This is a genomic window from Rhizomicrobium palustre, from assembly GCF_011761565.1.
In the GTDB taxonomy this organism is placed as follows: Bacteria; Pseudomonadota; Alphaproteobacteria; order Micropepsales; family Micropepsaceae; genus Rhizomicrobium; species Rhizomicrobium palustre.
Window position 1 is genome coordinate 49,812 of record NZ_JAASRM010000001.1, and the last position, 13,961, is coordinate 63,772.

Annotated in this window: 13 protein-coding genes; 3 read left to right on the plus strand and 10 right to left on the minus strand. The window is 59.3% G+C overall.

Annotated features, from left to right (window positions below; genetic code table 11):
• Positions 1 to 3: 3 nt before the first annotated feature.
• Positions 4 to 1,995, plus strand: a complete 1,992-nt coding sequence (locus FHS83_RS00215) for a hypothetical protein (protein ID WP_167079706.1) — start codon at positions 4 to 6, stop codon at positions 1,993 to 1,995.
• On the opposite strand, the gene FHS83_RS00220 is transcribed toward FHS83_RS00215, so the two are convergent.
• Complete coding sequence (locus FHS83_RS00220; RefSeq protein ID WP_167079708.1) at positions 1,941 to 2,906, minus strand: hypothetical protein; 966 nt, start codon at positions 2,904 to 2,906, stop codon at positions 1,941 to 1,943. The genes FHS83_RS00215 and FHS83_RS00220 overlap by 55 nt on opposite strands.
• 62 nt (positions 2,907 to 2,968) lie before the next feature.
• On the opposite strand from FHS83_RS00220, the gene FHS83_RS00225 reads away from it, so the two are divergent.
• A complete protein-coding gene (locus tag FHS83_RS00225) occupies positions 2,969 to 3,874 on the plus strand; it encodes a right-handed parallel beta-helix repeat-containing protein (protein WP_167079710.1) in 906 nt (301 codons plus the stop codon).
• Here FHS83_RS00225 and FHS83_RS00230 read toward each other — a convergent pair.
• Genes FHS83_RS00230 through FHS83_RS00240 form a run of 3 tightly spaced genes read right to left on the minus strand, consistent with a single transcriptional unit; the run spans position 3,871 to position 5,430 of the window.
• Positions 3,871 to 4,050, minus strand: a complete 180-nt coding sequence (locus FHS83_RS00230) for a hypothetical protein (protein ID WP_167079711.1) — start codon at positions 4,048 to 4,050, stop codon at positions 3,871 to 3,873. The genes FHS83_RS00225 and FHS83_RS00230 overlap by 4 nt on opposite strands.
• Positions 4,047 to 5,129 carry a glycosyltransferase family 4 protein gene (locus FHS83_RS00235; RefSeq protein ID WP_167079713.1) on the minus strand — a complete coding sequence of 361 codons (1,083 nt, stop codon included), beginning with the start codon at positions 5,127 to 5,129 and terminating at the stop codon, positions 4,047 to 4,049. The genes FHS83_RS00230 and FHS83_RS00235 overlap by 4 nt, the downstream gene beginning before the upstream one ends.
• A 1-nt stretch (position 5,130) precedes the next feature.
• The gene (locus FHS83_RS00240; protein WP_167079715.1) at positions 5,131 to 5,430 is read right to left on the minus strand and encodes a sugar transferase; all 300 of its coding nucleotides are present in this window, start codon (positions 5,428 to 5,430) and stop codon (positions 5,131 to 5,133) included.
• A 126-nt stretch (positions 5,431 to 5,556) separates the two neighbouring features.
• On the opposite strand from FHS83_RS00240, the gene FHS83_RS00245 reads away from it, so the two are divergent.
• Positions 5,557 to 5,706 carry a hypothetical protein gene (locus FHS83_RS00245; RefSeq protein WP_167079717.1) on the plus strand — a complete coding sequence of 50 codons (150 nt, stop codon included), beginning with the start codon at positions 5,557 to 5,559 and terminating at the stop codon, positions 5,704 to 5,706.
• On the opposite strand, the gene FHS83_RS00250 is transcribed toward FHS83_RS00245, so the two are convergent.
• The 6 genes from FHS83_RS00250 to FHS83_RS00275 form a co-directional block, all read right to left on the minus strand.
• Positions 5,697 to 6,758 carry a glycosyltransferase family 4 protein gene (locus tag FHS83_RS00250; protein WP_167079719.1) on the minus strand — a complete coding sequence of 354 codons (1,062 nt, stop codon included), beginning with the start codon at positions 6,756 to 6,758 and terminating at the stop codon, positions 5,697 to 5,699. The two genes, FHS83_RS00245 and FHS83_RS00250, sit on opposite strands and share 10 nt — an antisense overlap.
• Complete coding sequence (locus FHS83_RS00255) at positions 6,755 to 9,043, minus strand: glycosyltransferase (protein ID WP_167079721.1); 2,289 nt, start codon at positions 9,041 to 9,043, stop codon at positions 6,755 to 6,757. Before FHS83_RS00255 ends, FHS83_RS00250 begins: the two co-directional genes overlap by 4 nt.
• Complete coding sequence (gene wecB / locus FHS83_RS00260) at positions 9,028 to 10,167, minus strand: non-hydrolyzing UDP-N-acetylglucosamine 2-epimerase (protein ID WP_167079723.1); 1,140 nt, start codon at positions 10,165 to 10,167, stop codon at positions 9,028 to 9,030. The genes FHS83_RS00255 and wecB overlap by 16 nt, the downstream gene beginning before the upstream one ends.
• 303 nt (positions 10,168 to 10,470) lie before the next feature.
• The gene (locus tag FHS83_RS00265) at positions 10,471 to 11,838 is read right to left on the minus strand and encodes a hypothetical protein (RefSeq protein WP_167079725.1); all 1,368 of its coding nucleotides are present in this window, start codon (positions 11,836 to 11,838) and stop codon (positions 10,471 to 10,473) included.
• Positions 11,838 to 12,623, minus strand: coding sequence for an outer membrane lipoprotein-sorting protein (locus FHS83_RS00270; protein WP_208414146.1), 786 nt, complete (start codon positions 12,621 to 12,623; stop codon positions 11,838 to 11,840). Before FHS83_RS00270 ends, FHS83_RS00265 begins: the two co-directional genes overlap by 1 nt.
• A 9-nt stretch (positions 12,624 to 12,632) precedes the next feature.
• Positions 12,633 to 13,952 (minus strand): ABC transporter permease, encoded by a 1,320-nt coding sequence (locus FHS83_RS00275; protein WP_167079727.1) that lies wholly within the window; start codon positions 13,950 to 13,952, stop codon positions 12,633 to 12,635.
• Between the last annotated feature and the right edge of the window lie 9 nt (positions 13,953 to 13,961).

Below are 13,961 nucleotides of genomic sequence, written 5' to 3' on the forward strand. Positions count from 1 at the left end.
AGCTTGAAGCGAAATCTTGCGGCGGCATTTCTCTTCCTCTGCGGCAGCTCCTATGCGGCAGACCTTTCGCTGGAAGCAGTGGGGCCAGCAGGCAACGCTGTTCCCATCACTTTCGGCATGGTCTTCGCCCCAGGCGAGATAAAAGGCGCGCTCACCGCACGCGACAAGAACGGCGCGGTACTGCCGCTGCAAGTGGATGCCAAGGCGCGCAACAAAGACGGTTCGCTGCGCCATGCGATCATCACCACGACTGTGGCGCGCGCGCGCGATGGACAGGCCATTAACTTCATCCTCGCGCCCGGCGCGGTGCCGCAAGGCGCTCCCGTCACCCGCGCGGCCCTGCCGGGCAATTTCGACGCCGTGGTGAACCTTGATCTCGGTACCACACGGCTGAGCGCATCTGCCCGCGCCCTCCTCGCTCAAACTAAAGCGGAAACCTGGCTGGAAGGACCGCTGGTTTCCGAATGGTGGGTTTCAGGCCCCTTGCGTGATGCCTCAGGCCGCGCGGATGTGCATCTCACCGCGCGTTTCGGTTTGCGCAGCTATGGGCCGGGTAAGCCATTGCGGGTGGAGGTGGTGGTGGAAAATGGCTGGACCTATGTGCCGGCCCCACGCTCCGTCGCCTATGCCGCTGCGATTATGCTCGGCGGAAAACAGGTATTCTCGCAAGAGAGGATTGTTCAACAATCTCACACGCGCTGGCGCCAAGTGTTTTGGTGGGACGAAAGCGCTGAAAGCTATATCCGCCCTCCCTTGGAGCAATTAAAGCGCGCGCGGGCCATCCCCAACTACGCGGCTGGGATCGATGCACCGGCAGATGCCATGATGCGGTTCTATCGCGCCGCCAATCGGGGGCCCATGGGAACAGGCGTTATCTATCCTGCCATGCCCGTGACAGGACAGCGCCAGGATATTGGCCCTCTGCCCGGCTGGACCGTATCTTATCTTGTCGGTGGCTCCGCGGCAGCGCGTGAACTCACCTTGAGCGCGGGCGATCTCAGCGGCAGCTTTCCCTCTCACTACCGCAATGAGAAAACGGGCCGCCCAACGACGTCGGAGGATTATCCCAAGATCAGCACCCATTATAATTTTGTGGGGCGCGGACCAACCAATCTTCCGCTGCCGGATTTGGCGGGATTGGCCAAGCCCTACACGGCCGAGCCCGCGCATGAACCCTCGCTGGCTTTTGTACCGTATCTTCTTACCGGCGAGCGCTACTACCTCGAAGAGCTGCAATTCTGGTCGCAATGGAATAGCTGGGGCACGGCGCCGGAATATCATGGCTTTGAAAAAGGCCTGATCGGCTGGGATCAGATCCGCGGCCAAGGCTGGTCCTTGCGCACAATGGCGCAAGCCGCCTACATCACCCCGGATGGTGACCCGATAAAGCCGGTTCTGCTGCGCCAAATGAAAGCCAATGCGGCGTTCTATGACAATGCATATTCCAACAACCGTGCCGCGAACATCTTCCATACCGCTCTGCGTGACAGTGATACCGCCGACTCCGTGGCCCCGTGGATGGATGATTATCTGAGTTGGGCTGCCAGCTATGCGGTGCAGCTTGGCTTTGATGAGTTCACGCCCTTCGCGCGTTGGAAAGCCGTCTTCCCGGTTCAGCGCATGATCAATTCGGATTATTGCGCCGTGATGGCGACGAAATACTACATGCTGGTGAAAGACAGCCCCCGCCATTTCATCGACAGTTGGGCCAAGCTTTACGTCGCGAACCTGCCCAAGGAGTATCGCAGCGGTCCGCCCATCGCCTGCGGCAGCCCGGATATGACCAAGGCCTTCAAGCTCAATCGCGATGGCGAGATGATGGGAGATTCCTCCTCTCCCAACGGTTATCCCGCCCAGCTGCAGCCAGCCTTGGCAGCGGCGGTCGATCTGAATGCGCCCGGCGCACGCGAGGCCTGGGCGAAGTTCCAAGCTCGCCCGGTTCAGCCGCGCGGCGGGGTTGATCCCAAATGGAATATTCTGCCTTGGTCGCCGTGATCGAGAAGGTCCGCCAGCCCAAGCTTTCCACATGCCGTGCGAAGATCGTAATGGCGCACCAGCTCCTCGGACATGTTGCGTCGAACGTCAGAGCCGTTCGGCTCTTTCACGCCCTGATAATCGAGCCGCCCGATTTTGCTGAAATGGCCTTCCTCATAATCGCGGCCATCAAGCACCATACAATGCCCACCCTCATGGCGATGCCAATGGCGGATGCCCGCCCCATGATCCCAATAGCGCCAACGCCGGATGGTTTTGGGGTGGGATTGATGGGGATGCGCCCAGAAGGCCATCCACCAGCCGCAGCCTTTCTCGAACTGGTCCCGGCTCGCCGAAGCCGTAGTGCAGCCGACAAGCTCCCAATACCGCTGACGCCAAGGCAAATAGCGATAGCGAAACCCAGGATCGACCTCACATGCCGCCGTTACGCTATCAGGCAAGGCCGCGAAGATGCGCGCGAGTTCGGCCATCTTCTCGCGCCGCAGAAGCAGATCGGAATGCCAGAAGGCGAGCCGCCGCGCGAAAAGAAAGGCAAATTCCAACGGGAAGTGCGGATAGAGCAACGGCAGACCAAGTTCGGCGTTAAAGTCGAACACCACCGCACCGGACACTGTTTTTCGCGGCGGACCCACGCGCGGATCAAAGCCTACCAGCGGCGTCCAGCCAGCTTCGGTCACGAGCTTTTGCTGCACCAGACACCATTCATGCTCTACGTTCCAGCACAGCCAAGGCTTCTCGATCCCGCTCAGCGCGCGGCCCCAGCCTTTCGCGATGGCGAGTACCTCCTCAAGAGAAAAGCCCAGAGCACGAAAGGCACTCCACACGCCCTGCCCGGCTTGCTCCAGCTCGATGCGATACTCCCGGAAACGAGCAAAGCGCGGGTGCACGATCTTTCCCGGCAGCGCGAGCATCTTCTTCCCCCATCTCCTCACTCGCCTTGTAGCGAAGCCCGCGTCACGGAGGTCAAGAGCGCATGAAAGCCGCCCTGGTGATATTTGCATTCGTCGTCCCCGCTCAGGCAGCGGTACTCGAGGTCGGGTCTGGAACGGCTTTCAGCTTGCCGAGCGCGGCCATCGCCGCCGCCAAGCCAGGAGATACGGTCCACATCGCCGCCGGGAGCTATCGCGATTGCGCAGCCTGGACCGTCGATGATCTCACCATAGAGGGCGAAAACGGGACCGTGCTGCGCGAGGCGATTTGCCAAGGCGCGGGGATTTTCGTGGTGAACGCGCCCAACGCCATCATCCGCAACATCAGCTTTGAAGGCGCTTCCATAGCGGAAGGTAACGGCTCTGGCATTCGCGCCAATGGCCAGCGTCTTTTGGTGGAGCATTGCAGTTTCCGGAACAATCAAGACGGTATCCTGACGGCGAATAATGGCGGGGCCGAGCTAATTGTCCGTGATAGCCGTTTTGAGAAGAATGGTGCCTGCCTGCCCAATAAAGGCTGCGCCCACGGCATCTACGCGGGGGTCATCACAAGGCTAAGGGTTGAGACGTCGCACTTTCGCGATGCCGTTGCGGGCCATTATATAAAGTCGCGGGCGCGACGGACGGAAGTGATCGGCAACCGGATCGAAGACGGCGACAGTGGCCGGTCAAGCTATCTCATCGACCTTCCCAATGGCGGCGCCCTCGAAATGACAGGCAACACCTTGCAGAAGGGACCGCGAACCGAGAACCCAACCGCGGCGGTGATATTGGGCGAGGAAGGCGACAAGCGCCCGGCTGGCCCGGTGACGATCTCTGACAACATCTTCCGCAATGACGGCCCGCCGACCATCTTTGTGCGCAACGATGCGAAATCTCCTGCGCTTTTATCGGGCAACAAAATCACAGGCAAAGTGCGGCTCTTGGTCGGGCGCGGAGCGGTAGACTAGCGCCGAAGCGCGTCTTCCCGTGACCAGCGTTTGGGTTTTGCGCGCGGCGGCTCCGCATCGGGCGGCCGCATGGCCAGAAAACCGCCGGTGCCATCGCTCCCATCCTGCCGCGTGAACCAGATGAGGACGATAAAGATCGCGATAATCGAGGCGAGGAAAAACAATCCACCGATCATGCCACAGGCTCCATCACCTTCGTGCCGCAGAAGAGCGCCTCGTAGGCTTCGAACATCTGTTCCTGGTCATAGCGCGACGCGGCCATTACCTTGTTCATCGCGCCGATGGATTTTGCCTGCTCGCTATCTGAGAGCAGCGCCTCCAAGGCGCCCGCGAGCGCTTCGGCACTTTTGGGAACGATAAAGGCACGATTATCAGCGCATACCATCTCGCGCACATCCCCCACATCAGTCGCGGCGATGGGAAGCCCCGCCGCCATGGCCTCTAGAACCGCCGTGGGCATCTGTTCGGTGTCGGAGGACAGCGCCAGAACGGAAAGCGCGGCGTAAACGCGGTCGGTCTCGCTCGTTTGGCCGAGAAAAGACACTTCCTCTCCAAGCGGGGCAGCCTCACGCTCAAGCTTGGCACGCTCTGGACCGTCTCCCGCGATCACCAAACGGCAGGGGCGCTTCTGCCGTACCAGACGCACGGCTTCGATCAAGCGCGAAAGGTTTTTCTCTGGCCGGAGCACAGCGACAGTGCCGATCAGGGGACCATCTCCCGGGATCGCGAGCGGCTTTATGGAGGGAGCCCCAAAGCGGCGGCAATCGACCCCGTTGGGAACATAACGCAGGCGCGGCAGGCGCCAGACATCTCGAGCCAAGCGGAAAAGCGTCTGTGATGGCAACACCACGGTCGATCGCGCAAGCACATACCGCCGCGTCAACACCCGGCGGCGAAGCTGGCCTTGCGCCTCCTCGGGACCGAACCCGTCCTCGATATGGATATGAGGCGCGAGCCCCGGCCAGTTAGCGATGGCGCATTCAATACTACCCCAATTATAGGTGATCAGCCGCTGCGGCTTCAGTTCGCTGAGAAGTTTGCGGAAAAGGCGAATATTGCCAAGCGTGTCGCGCCGCCGGAAACCGAGCACAGGAAAGCTGACATCCAGGCCTGGCGCCAAGCGCTCGCGGCAATCCGTGCGCCCGTCCATTGAGATCACGACATGGCGAAAAGCCCGCCCAAAGCGGTTCGCCAGCGCTGCAAAGCGCATTTGCGAGCCGCCCACGACGAAACTGGGAAAGACATGCAGCAGCATGTCAGTGCTCGCGGCGGATCATGGGAGGCAGCAGCGAAAGCTCCCCCTTAAGGACATTGAACAGCATAGGCACGCGATCGACATGAAAGCGGCAGAGAAAAGTTCCGCAACGCTGCGCCCAAGGCGAATTCCGGCGCACGCGCAAAGCGAAAAACCGCAACCGGCGACCATCGGGCAAAATTTCTTCCCTTATTTCAAGAGGAAGCGGTGCAAACATTATGAAGACGATAACCAGTGCTGGGAGACAAAGGAGAAGAAGAGCAAGGGCAGCGGCAATGTCTCCCATCCGGCTCATGCGCATAATGTCCTCTATCGGCTCACATTCCTTCGGGGAATGTATTAAAAGCTTACATGTAGCGATGACGGACCAGTCAGGTTATACTGCGGGCACGCGATCGCGCGATTTGGAACGGCAAGGAATTCTTTGATGTCCCTGTGGCTTATCTTGGGGATTTGGGTCGCGCTCTCCTTCGCGGTGACGCCTCTGGTTGGGTATTACCTCTCCGGCGCGCCTCAGCGTGCGGCCCAACGCAAGGCGCATAAGGAATTGGCGGCGCGGGTGGAACATCACCCCTGACATGTGAGCCACTTTAAAGTCTCCATGAGACGCGCGGCGTGACGATCTTGAGATAATTCGGCCTCCGCATACTGCCGGGCCGCCTGCCCCAGGCGCAGGCACAAAGCCTGATCTGCCAGCAAACGTTCAACAGCGGAACGAAACGCACCCGCATCACCGCAAGGCACGATTAAACAGTTCTCACCCGGATTGAGATAATCCTTGATGCCATCCGAGAGGCTCGCCACCACGGGCTTACCACAGGCAAAGGCCTCCAAAAGCGTGGTGATTCCGCCGGGATGGCGCATATTTTTCAGCGGTAGAAGCACCGCCTTGGCGCCACGGTAAAGCGCACGCAGCTCTGCATCTGAAATCCGCTCGTCAACTATCGTGACATGGGCTGGCGGATTGCGCGGCCTCAAATGGGTTTTCAGCACCAGCTTGCAGCCCAGGGGAAATACGGCCTCCTCCAGCAGCGCGTAATCGCGCGAGACATCTCCGCCCACTGCCAGAAGATAATCGCCCTCCTCTGCCGCAGGCGTAAAAAAGCGCGTGTCCACCTGCTGGCGCAAGAAATGAACATTTTTTATGCGATATTTATCGCGCAAATATTCCGCTTGGCCGCGCGCAAAGGTGAAAACCGCATCCGCCCGCTTCACACAAAACGCGACGATCCGCGCCCGCATGCGCCAGCCGATATCATCCCCTATATCGATGATGACGACCTTGGGTTTGAAGCCCAGTAGATGGCGCAAAGCGAGGATAACCAGCACGCCCGATTGATAATAGCTGATGACCACGCTCGCATTGCGCTGTGTGAAGAGAACGCGCAGCGCCCGCCAGGGATCTATGCTGGCATACAGCGACGGCTTTTTTGCGAGCGGATTTTTCGGAAACGCATTGACATCAAGAAAGGCCACGCGCGCGCCCAATCGCGAAAGCGCGTTTGGCACCCCCAAGCGATCAAGGCCCTGACTGCGGATAAGATCCGCTTGGCGATTGGACGGCAACATCACCAGGTGCAGATCGTTCTGCGCCGAGAGGTTCCGTGTCTCTGTCGCCAGAATGGTCATGGCAAAGCCGCCTTCTGACTGCGATTGAGCTTGGCGAGGGTATAAATCTGGGAGGTCGTGGCGGGCGCACCGCCGATCTCAGCAAAGAAAAACGCATAGAACTCCTCGAACCAGGCGAGAAATTTCTCGAGTTCGGCGGCCGAACGCACATAAGGCGTGTTGCCCGGCACTAGAGATGGCGAATGGAAGGACAGAGTGAAAATCCGCGTGCCGCGCTTCAAAAGCGCGCGCACCAGCCGCTTGGCATCGGACACTTTGGTCCCTTCCGGCGTGAGGCGGATGCGCTCCATCAGGCCGGATCGCGCCATCAAGGATCGCGACAAGGCATGACGCTCATCATCCTCGAACAGTCCTTTGGCAAGCGCGCGGCTGGAGGGGGTTTCACCCGTGAGGCGGCCGATATAGGCGGAGGTTAGAGGCAGTTCGAGTATCTCACCTGCCGAATCCAGCCAATAGGGCCGGGTTGGACGGCCGAAGAATGCGGGCCCGCCAATGGCGTGATAGCCAAATTCTGGGACCACGCTGGAGTCGATCTCATACCCCAGGCGAGAAAGCGCCATCACCGTGTTAGGGCCGATGCCATAGCGCCCGGCACGATAGGCTTTTGGTGCGCGGTCAAAGCGCGAGGCAATGGCTTCTGTCAGCACGCGGATTTTCGAAAACTCTAGCTGCGGCGGCAGATTTCCCGCAAAGCTGTTGAAGGGTGTGACCTCTTCCTCAAAAGGCGGCGTAACCCAGGGATGAAGCTGGGCGCCAATCTCTGCCCGCCCCGCCACCACATGATCCTGCAGCAGCCGGTAGCCTTCGGCCTGGGTCACGATGGGATAAGTCACGAAATAGACCGGAGTAATGCCATAGCGTTCGAAAATACGCTGCAGGACACCCTGCGAACTCATGGCCGTCACGGCACGGTTGTCGCGGCTTAACGGCCGCTGCCAGTCGAACTCCTCTTCCGCATCAACCGTGGTCACCAAAAGTGGCCGCTGGTCCATCAACCGTGGCATGAGCCCCACCGGAGGCGCCGCTTCCGGCCGCGTGAGCTCCGCCACTACAACTGGCCCGGAGGTAACGCTGCTGCGATGCTGCAAGATATCGCACGTCATCTCCGCGATGCTGTGCGCTTGAGTGCGGGCACTGAAATTCTCCAAAAACCATTGCGATGGCGTGTTCTGGCTATTCGGCAAGGCGAGGAATTGCGCCAGACGCGCATCCGATTCCGCGGGGCTCATATCCGGCGCAATCGCCACATAGGCGATGCCACTGCGCGCCAGAATGCGATCCACTGGCGACGCAGCCGGGGTATAGGCGAGGATCGGCTTGCCGATACGGATATAATCGAGAAGCTTGGATGGCACCTGAAAGGCGGCATTGCGCTCGTTGACATCAAGCAGCAACAGGCAATCTGCTTCAGCCGTGCGCCGCAAAGCCTCATCGCGCGGTACCAGCGTGTTGGTTACGGCAAGCGCACCCTCGCGCTCCATCTCCGCAAAAATCGGCCCATGCGCCTGAAGCACTGCCGCATCTATGGGGCCGGTAAGGCGGACCTGTACCTCTTTACTTCCCAGCCGCTTCAAGGATTGCAGCAACTGTCCCGGATGGCGCCCGCCATAAAGCGTGCCGACATGGGCGAGAATTTTCGTGGCCACGCCTTCATGCGTGGCGCGTCCCCTCTCCACCGGCTCTTCAGGATCAAAGCTGTTCCACATCACCGCGATATCATTGGCGCGATCAGGGTATCGCGTGCGCCATACCTGCGCGATAGCATCGGTATTAGCGATCAACCGATCCGCCTCGCGAAAAATGGTGCGCTCGATCAGCCGGTCATAAGGATAAATCCAGCGCCTTGTGCGGAACGGATTATCGCAGACCGGGTCCTGAAAATCCGCGATCCAGGGAAGGCCGAATTCACGCTTCAACCAAGCCGCCGCGAAATGTGAGGCTAAGAAAGGCGATGTCGAATAAATCGCATCAATAGCGTTTTCCCGGATGATCTTTTTCGCGGCTGCAACCGCGAAAGGCACCCAAGGCAAGCGGTCATTATAAGGCGCGAAAAAGCGCATGAAACCGCGCGCAGCAAAAGCGGCGCCATGACGCGATAACGGCTCGTGAAGCCCCGGCGTGCGGATGACCTGGGGCTCGTCATTGCGCCCGCCATCGCTGGAAGAGGCCAGGACAAACGGGGTCACCCCCTCCTCGGCCAGATAGCGAAACAACTGGCTTGGCCGCGCCGCGGCAGGCGTGTTGTCCGGCTGGAAGGCATAGCTCAAGATCAGGAGATTGGGCATGGCATCTCTTCCAGCAAGGAGGCGATGATGCGATCCGAGGCTTTGCCGTCGCCATAAGGATTATGCACCGCGCTCATGGCGCTATAGGCCGCCGCGTCATCCAACAGGCGGCCGACCTCATCCAAAATTATATGCGTATCGGTACCCACAAGGCGCACCGTTCCGGCCGCAACGGCTTCGGGTCGCTCAGTCACCTTGCGCATCACAAGCACCGGCTTTCCGAGTGAGGGCGCTTCTTCCTGGATGCCGCCACTATCAGTCAGCACTACATCGGCGCGGGACATCACATAGACAAAGGAGAGGTAATCCAAAGGTTCGATCAGATGCACATTACCCTTGTCGGAGAGTACCGAAAATACCTCGCGCACATTCGGATTTCGATGAATGGGAAACACAATGGAGACATCACTGCGGCGGGCAAGTTTTTCCAGCGCGGCACAGATATCGCGAAACCCCGTGCCATAGCTCTCGCGGCGATGACAGGTGACAAGCACTATCCGCCGCCCGGCCTCCAGGAAAGGAAAGTGCGTCCGCAATTGATCTAAGGTGTTTTCGTCCTTCAGCGGGCCGCGCATTGTATCAAACAACGCGTCAATCACGGTATTCCCTGTCACCACAATTCCGCTTTCGGGAATATTCTCATTACGCAGATTTTCTGCCGCACGCGAGGTGGGCGCATAATGACGGTCGGCAATGGAATCGGAGATGCGCCGGTTCACCTCTTCAGGCCATGGCGCATAGATATCATGGGTGCGAAGCCCCGCTTCCACATGGCCGACCGGAATTTTTCCGTAATAAGCCGCAAGGCTTGCTGCCATGGTGGTCGTGGTATCGCCATGCACCAGCACCCGGTCAGGACGGGTTCGTTGAAGGACCTCCTCCATACCTTCGAGCACGCGCGCCGTTAAAGCGGCCAGGGTCTGGTTCGGCTGCATCACACCCAAATCGATATCGGGCTTGAGTGCGAAGAGGTCGAACACCTGCTGGATCATCTCACGGTGCTGGCCGGTAGAGCAGACCTTGACGTCAATTCCATCGCACCGCTTCAACCGCGCGATCAATGGAGCCATCTTAATGGCTTCAGGGCGCGTACCAACGACGGCGAGGACTTTCCGTATCGACATGGAGACGTCTCTGGATGCCTTCCGCTATCCGAAAATATGCACCGCAAATCAAGTCGGATTCCCGTGACGCACTGATGAAATCGTCCTGAACATGCGCAACAAGCTGCGGCGATGACTCCAGCGCCACAGTCACGCTACGACATTCCGTATGCGTACTTACTACTTTTCAGGCTTTGCTGGGTGCTGGCGTTGCGCAATAAAAAAAGGCCCGTGGTTCACACGGACCCTTCCCATAGAAATTGACGCGCAGATCATGCTGCCCGCGAGGCGCTATCGGGACCAACTGCCGTAAAGGCATGGAGCTTAGAAATATCGCACGGCCTGTACGACCACACTGGATGAGCCGCGCAGCGAGCCCCATTCGCTCTTTCGTCCGCCGATGCTGCCGCTGCCGTAAATACCGAGGCTCCACTGATCGGAAAGATCATAAGAGGCCGAGATCTGCCCGATCGAAGAGCCATCCAACAGGTTCGTCATCACATAAGCCCCGACATCCGCATGCTCGATGTGGAAGGGCTCGGCCCAATCGGCACGAACAAAGGCCTGATGGCGGCTCATCGGCTGCTGGATATCGCTGGCATAGCCGCGCAGATACCACATCACCTGCGAGAAGGCCGGGTTAGCACCGGTGGCGAACCAATCCTTCCAATCAGCTTGCGAAAAGCCTGCTTGATGGAAGTTATATTCGATAGTGATACTCTCTTTATATTCACCGCTCCAATTGGCGCCCACGGAGAGATCGTTCTTAAAGCCGCGCGAGAGGCTTTGTGTCGGGGTAACCGGCAAGGTGGCCGGAAATGTGCGTGTGCGCTTGGCAAAAGCGAAAGCATCGACGGTGGCGGACGACGCCATGTCCCCGGCCCAGCTTGCATAAGCGATCACGCTGGCGCCAATGGGATGGGACAGGTTGAGACCGAATTTGGTGCGCCCGCCTTCGTAATAGACCAGCATTTGCGGGCTGAATTCCTCCAGCTCGAAGCTGAAGGCCGCGAGAAGCCGGTCTGATCCATTGGTCTGATCGATCTTGGGATCAAACGGCCCCGGCGTCAGCCCCAGCGGCACGGGACTGTGGAGCTTCGGGGCATAGACAAGCTCCACCGCCCCGCCGTCGAAGAAATGCTGGCCCCGTAAAAGAACGGTGCCGAGGCGGTTCAGACGCTGCGCGCCAGGATCGGAAGAGGACTGCGCCACGCTGGTGCGCGATCGGAAAAAATCGGTGGGGTTATAGCCATAAGCCACGCCATAGCGCAGATTGATCCGCCCCGCTTCGAGGTAGGTCTGCGGCGCGGCTTCATAGGTGAAATAGGCCTCGCGGATATCATTGCGCAGCGCCTTATTGGGAAAGCCGATACCATCCGCAGAAGCAAGGCTGAGCCGATCGCTGGCGGTGAAGCTCAGCGCTGGCGAAAGCGTAAAGGTGTCGAGCCCATCAAAGCTCAAGCGATTGGCCCAGCGCGACGGCATGCCGCCCGACAGCGGTACGGCGAGCTGGCCGCGAAAGCCATACCAGCCGAAAGCATCATCTAGCGAATATTTGCCCTGATCCTTGGCCGCGCTCGAAGGCGCCGCCGCATTGGCGACACTGCCCGGGATGAGATCGAGGTCTTTATCCTCTTGGGCGGCAGCCGGAACGCAGAATGCCGCCGCCAGAAACAGTATCGCCTTTTTCATCAGTCGATCTTCAACCTGGGCAGGAAGTCCCGCTGGAACCAGGAATCCGGCACATCGCGCGCCTGCATATCGCTCATGGCCATGGTGGTGATGAGATTTTGGTTCACCGCATCAATCACAATGGTTTCGGCCGGGATCATACGGCCCATCATGGGCGTGAACTTATGATAATAGGCGATCTTCAGAAGCCGCCCGCTGTCGGAAAAGAACTTGCCCTTGATTTGGCGATTGGTGCCCTTCTCGATCCAGAACTCGATGCGGGAATAGACCGCTTCGTCATTGGCGGCTTTCAATTCCAGATGCCAGCAATCGCGGGGCTGTTTATCGGCATCGTTGAGCTTTTCCTCTCCGAGGAGTGTGGAGTTGTAATCCCGCGAAAGGTTAACCGTCGCCACATCGCCGTTGGAGGCCTGCCCCAGGAGGCGCTGTTGTGGCGAGATGCGCACCGAAGCCTTTGACGAGGGATCATAGAACCACATATTGGAGCCGTTCATCAGCACCATCTTGCCCGCATCACGCACCGGCAGCACATAGCGCACGAGATTGTCGTATTGCTTGGTGGTCTTGTTCTGACGCACGAAGACGACGAGCTGATTAGAGGCCTGCGGCTTGCCGTTGACATATTCGGTGAGGACATCCGTCACCCGGAAGCTCTGGCCGGGATTACGGCCCGCATCCACGCCCGCAATGATCTCCTGTGCGGTTGGCTCGGCAGCGCGGGCACCTTCGAACAGGGTGAGCGCAATAGCGAGACCAATCAGGACATGTTTCATCGGTTTTCTCATGGCTCTCTCTCAAACATGGCGCAGGGCGTCGACCACATTCATGCGGGCCGCGCGGTTAGCAGGAACGATCGAGGCGAGCGTCGCCATGATCACCAGAACAATCCAGATCGTGGCCATCAGCCCTTCCATGCCGTGGGCCAGAAGATAAAGCTGCACGGGACTGGAATTTCCGGGCGGCGTGTATTGGATATCGGCACGGTTGATGAAATAGGTCGCGATACGTCCCAGCAGCAGCCCGCCCGTCGCACCAAAGACGCCGAGGATGGCACCTTCGAGAAGGAACTGGCTGCGGATGCCGCCCCGGCGCACGCCCATGGCTCGGGCCGTGCCGATTTCGGCGGTGCGCTCCATGATGCTCATGCCCATGGTATTGGCGGTGGTGAAGAGCACAATGATGCCAAGCACGACAGTCAGGAAGGCGAACACCACCTGCAGGAAGCCCATGATCTGAAGGAAGGACGGCTGCACTTCTTTATAGTCGCGGATTTCAAGATCGAAATGCTTTTCCGTCACTAGCGCGTTCAGCCGCGCGCGCACCGCCGCCATGTCTTCGCTGCGGTTAAGCTGTACCACAATCGCGGTGACCTTCTTTTCGCCGCCGCCATAGAGAAGCTGCTGCGCCAGCGGCAGGTTCATGGCGATGTAGCTATCCTCCAACTCCTTGGCGCCCATGCCTTGGGCTTCGGTGGGATGGAAATTGACGATGTTCGGTGCGCCAGACGCGCCGCTCAAAAGCTGAAGCTCAGGCGTCTTTCCCGCCATCGCACTATCCAGCTCAGCCGATTTCGGACAATGCTTGACCTTTAACGGTTGGCAGAGCCCCAAGATGCGCGCCAGCCCCTGCCCGACCACGCCACGATCGATATCTGCATCTTTCAGGCCAGTCGTATCGTAGCGGCCATGCGGGCTGAGGCGGTATTCATCCCAGCTTTGCATCTTATCGCGGTCAGACGGCACGAAGCCCTGACCGAAGAAAGTCTTGGAGCGATCCACCGTGGTGTTACCCGCAATGCCGCCGAGGGTCACGGTCGGCGTAACGACGCGCAACTTATCTTTCACCTGAGGATCCGCCTTGATCGCGGCGATGATCTTTGGGTAGTCGCCGATGCCATAGGCCATGGGCTGGGCACTTCCGAACTCGAAATACCCCGTTTTGAAGAGGGTGAGATGGCCTGCCGAGCGGATGATGCCGGTCTGCATACCCACCATGGCCATGCCGTTATACTCGCCGAGGAGAATAAGCGCGGCGGCGCCAACCGCGATGGCGGATGCCGTCATCAAGGAGCGGCGGCCATTGCGCAGGACATTGCGGAAAGCAATTTTCAACATGGTCATCCC

Excerpts from the sequence above, each read along its gene's own strand:
- FHS83_RS00220 (WP_167079708.1), bottom strand. The coding sequence starts at position 2,906 with ATGCTCGCGCTGCCGGGAAAGATCGTGCACCCGCGCTTTGCTCGTTTC.
- FHS83_RS00225 (WP_167079710.1), top strand. The coding sequence starts at position 2,969 with ATGAAAGCCGCCCTGGTGATATTTGCATTCGTCGTCCCCGCTCAGGCA.
- FHS83_RS00230 (WP_167079711.1), bottom strand. The coding sequence starts at position 4,050 with ATGATCGGTGGATTGTTTTTCCTCGCCTCGATTATCGCGATCTTTATC.
- FHS83_RS00235 (WP_167079713.1), bottom strand. The coding sequence starts at position 5,129 with ATGCTGCTGCATGTCTTTCCCAGTTTCGTCGTGGGCGGCTCGCAAATG.
- FHS83_RS00240 (WP_167079715.1), bottom strand. The coding sequence starts at position 5,430 with ATGCGCATGAGCCGGATGGGAGACATTGCCGCTGCCCTTGCTCTTCTT.
- FHS83_RS00245 (WP_167079717.1), top strand. The coding sequence starts at position 5,557 with ATGTCCCTGTGGCTTATCTTGGGGATTTGGGTCGCGCTCTCCTTCGCG.
- FHS83_RS00250 (WP_167079719.1), bottom strand. The coding sequence starts at position 6,758 with ATGACCATTCTGGCGACAGAGACACGGAACCTCTCGGCGCAGAACGAT.
- FHS83_RS00255 (WP_167079721.1), bottom strand. The coding sequence starts at position 9,043 with ATGCCCAATCTCCTGATCTTGAGCTATGCCTTCCAGCCGGACAACACG.
- wecB (WP_167079723.1), bottom strand. The coding sequence starts at position 10,167 with ATGTCGATACGGAAAGTCCTCGCCGTCGTTGGTACGCGCCCTGAAGCC.
- FHS83_RS00265 (WP_167079725.1), bottom strand. The coding sequence starts at position 11,838 with ATGAAAAAGGCGATACTGTTTCTGGCGGCGGCATTCTGCGTTCCGGCT.
- FHS83_RS00270 (WP_208414146.1), bottom strand. The coding sequence starts at position 12,623 with ATGAGAAAACCGATGAAACATGTCCTGATTGGTCTCGCTATTGCGCTC.
- FHS83_RS00275 (WP_167079727.1), bottom strand. The coding sequence starts at position 13,952 with ATGTTGAAAATTGCTTTCCGCAATGTCCTGCGCAATGGCCGCCGCTCC.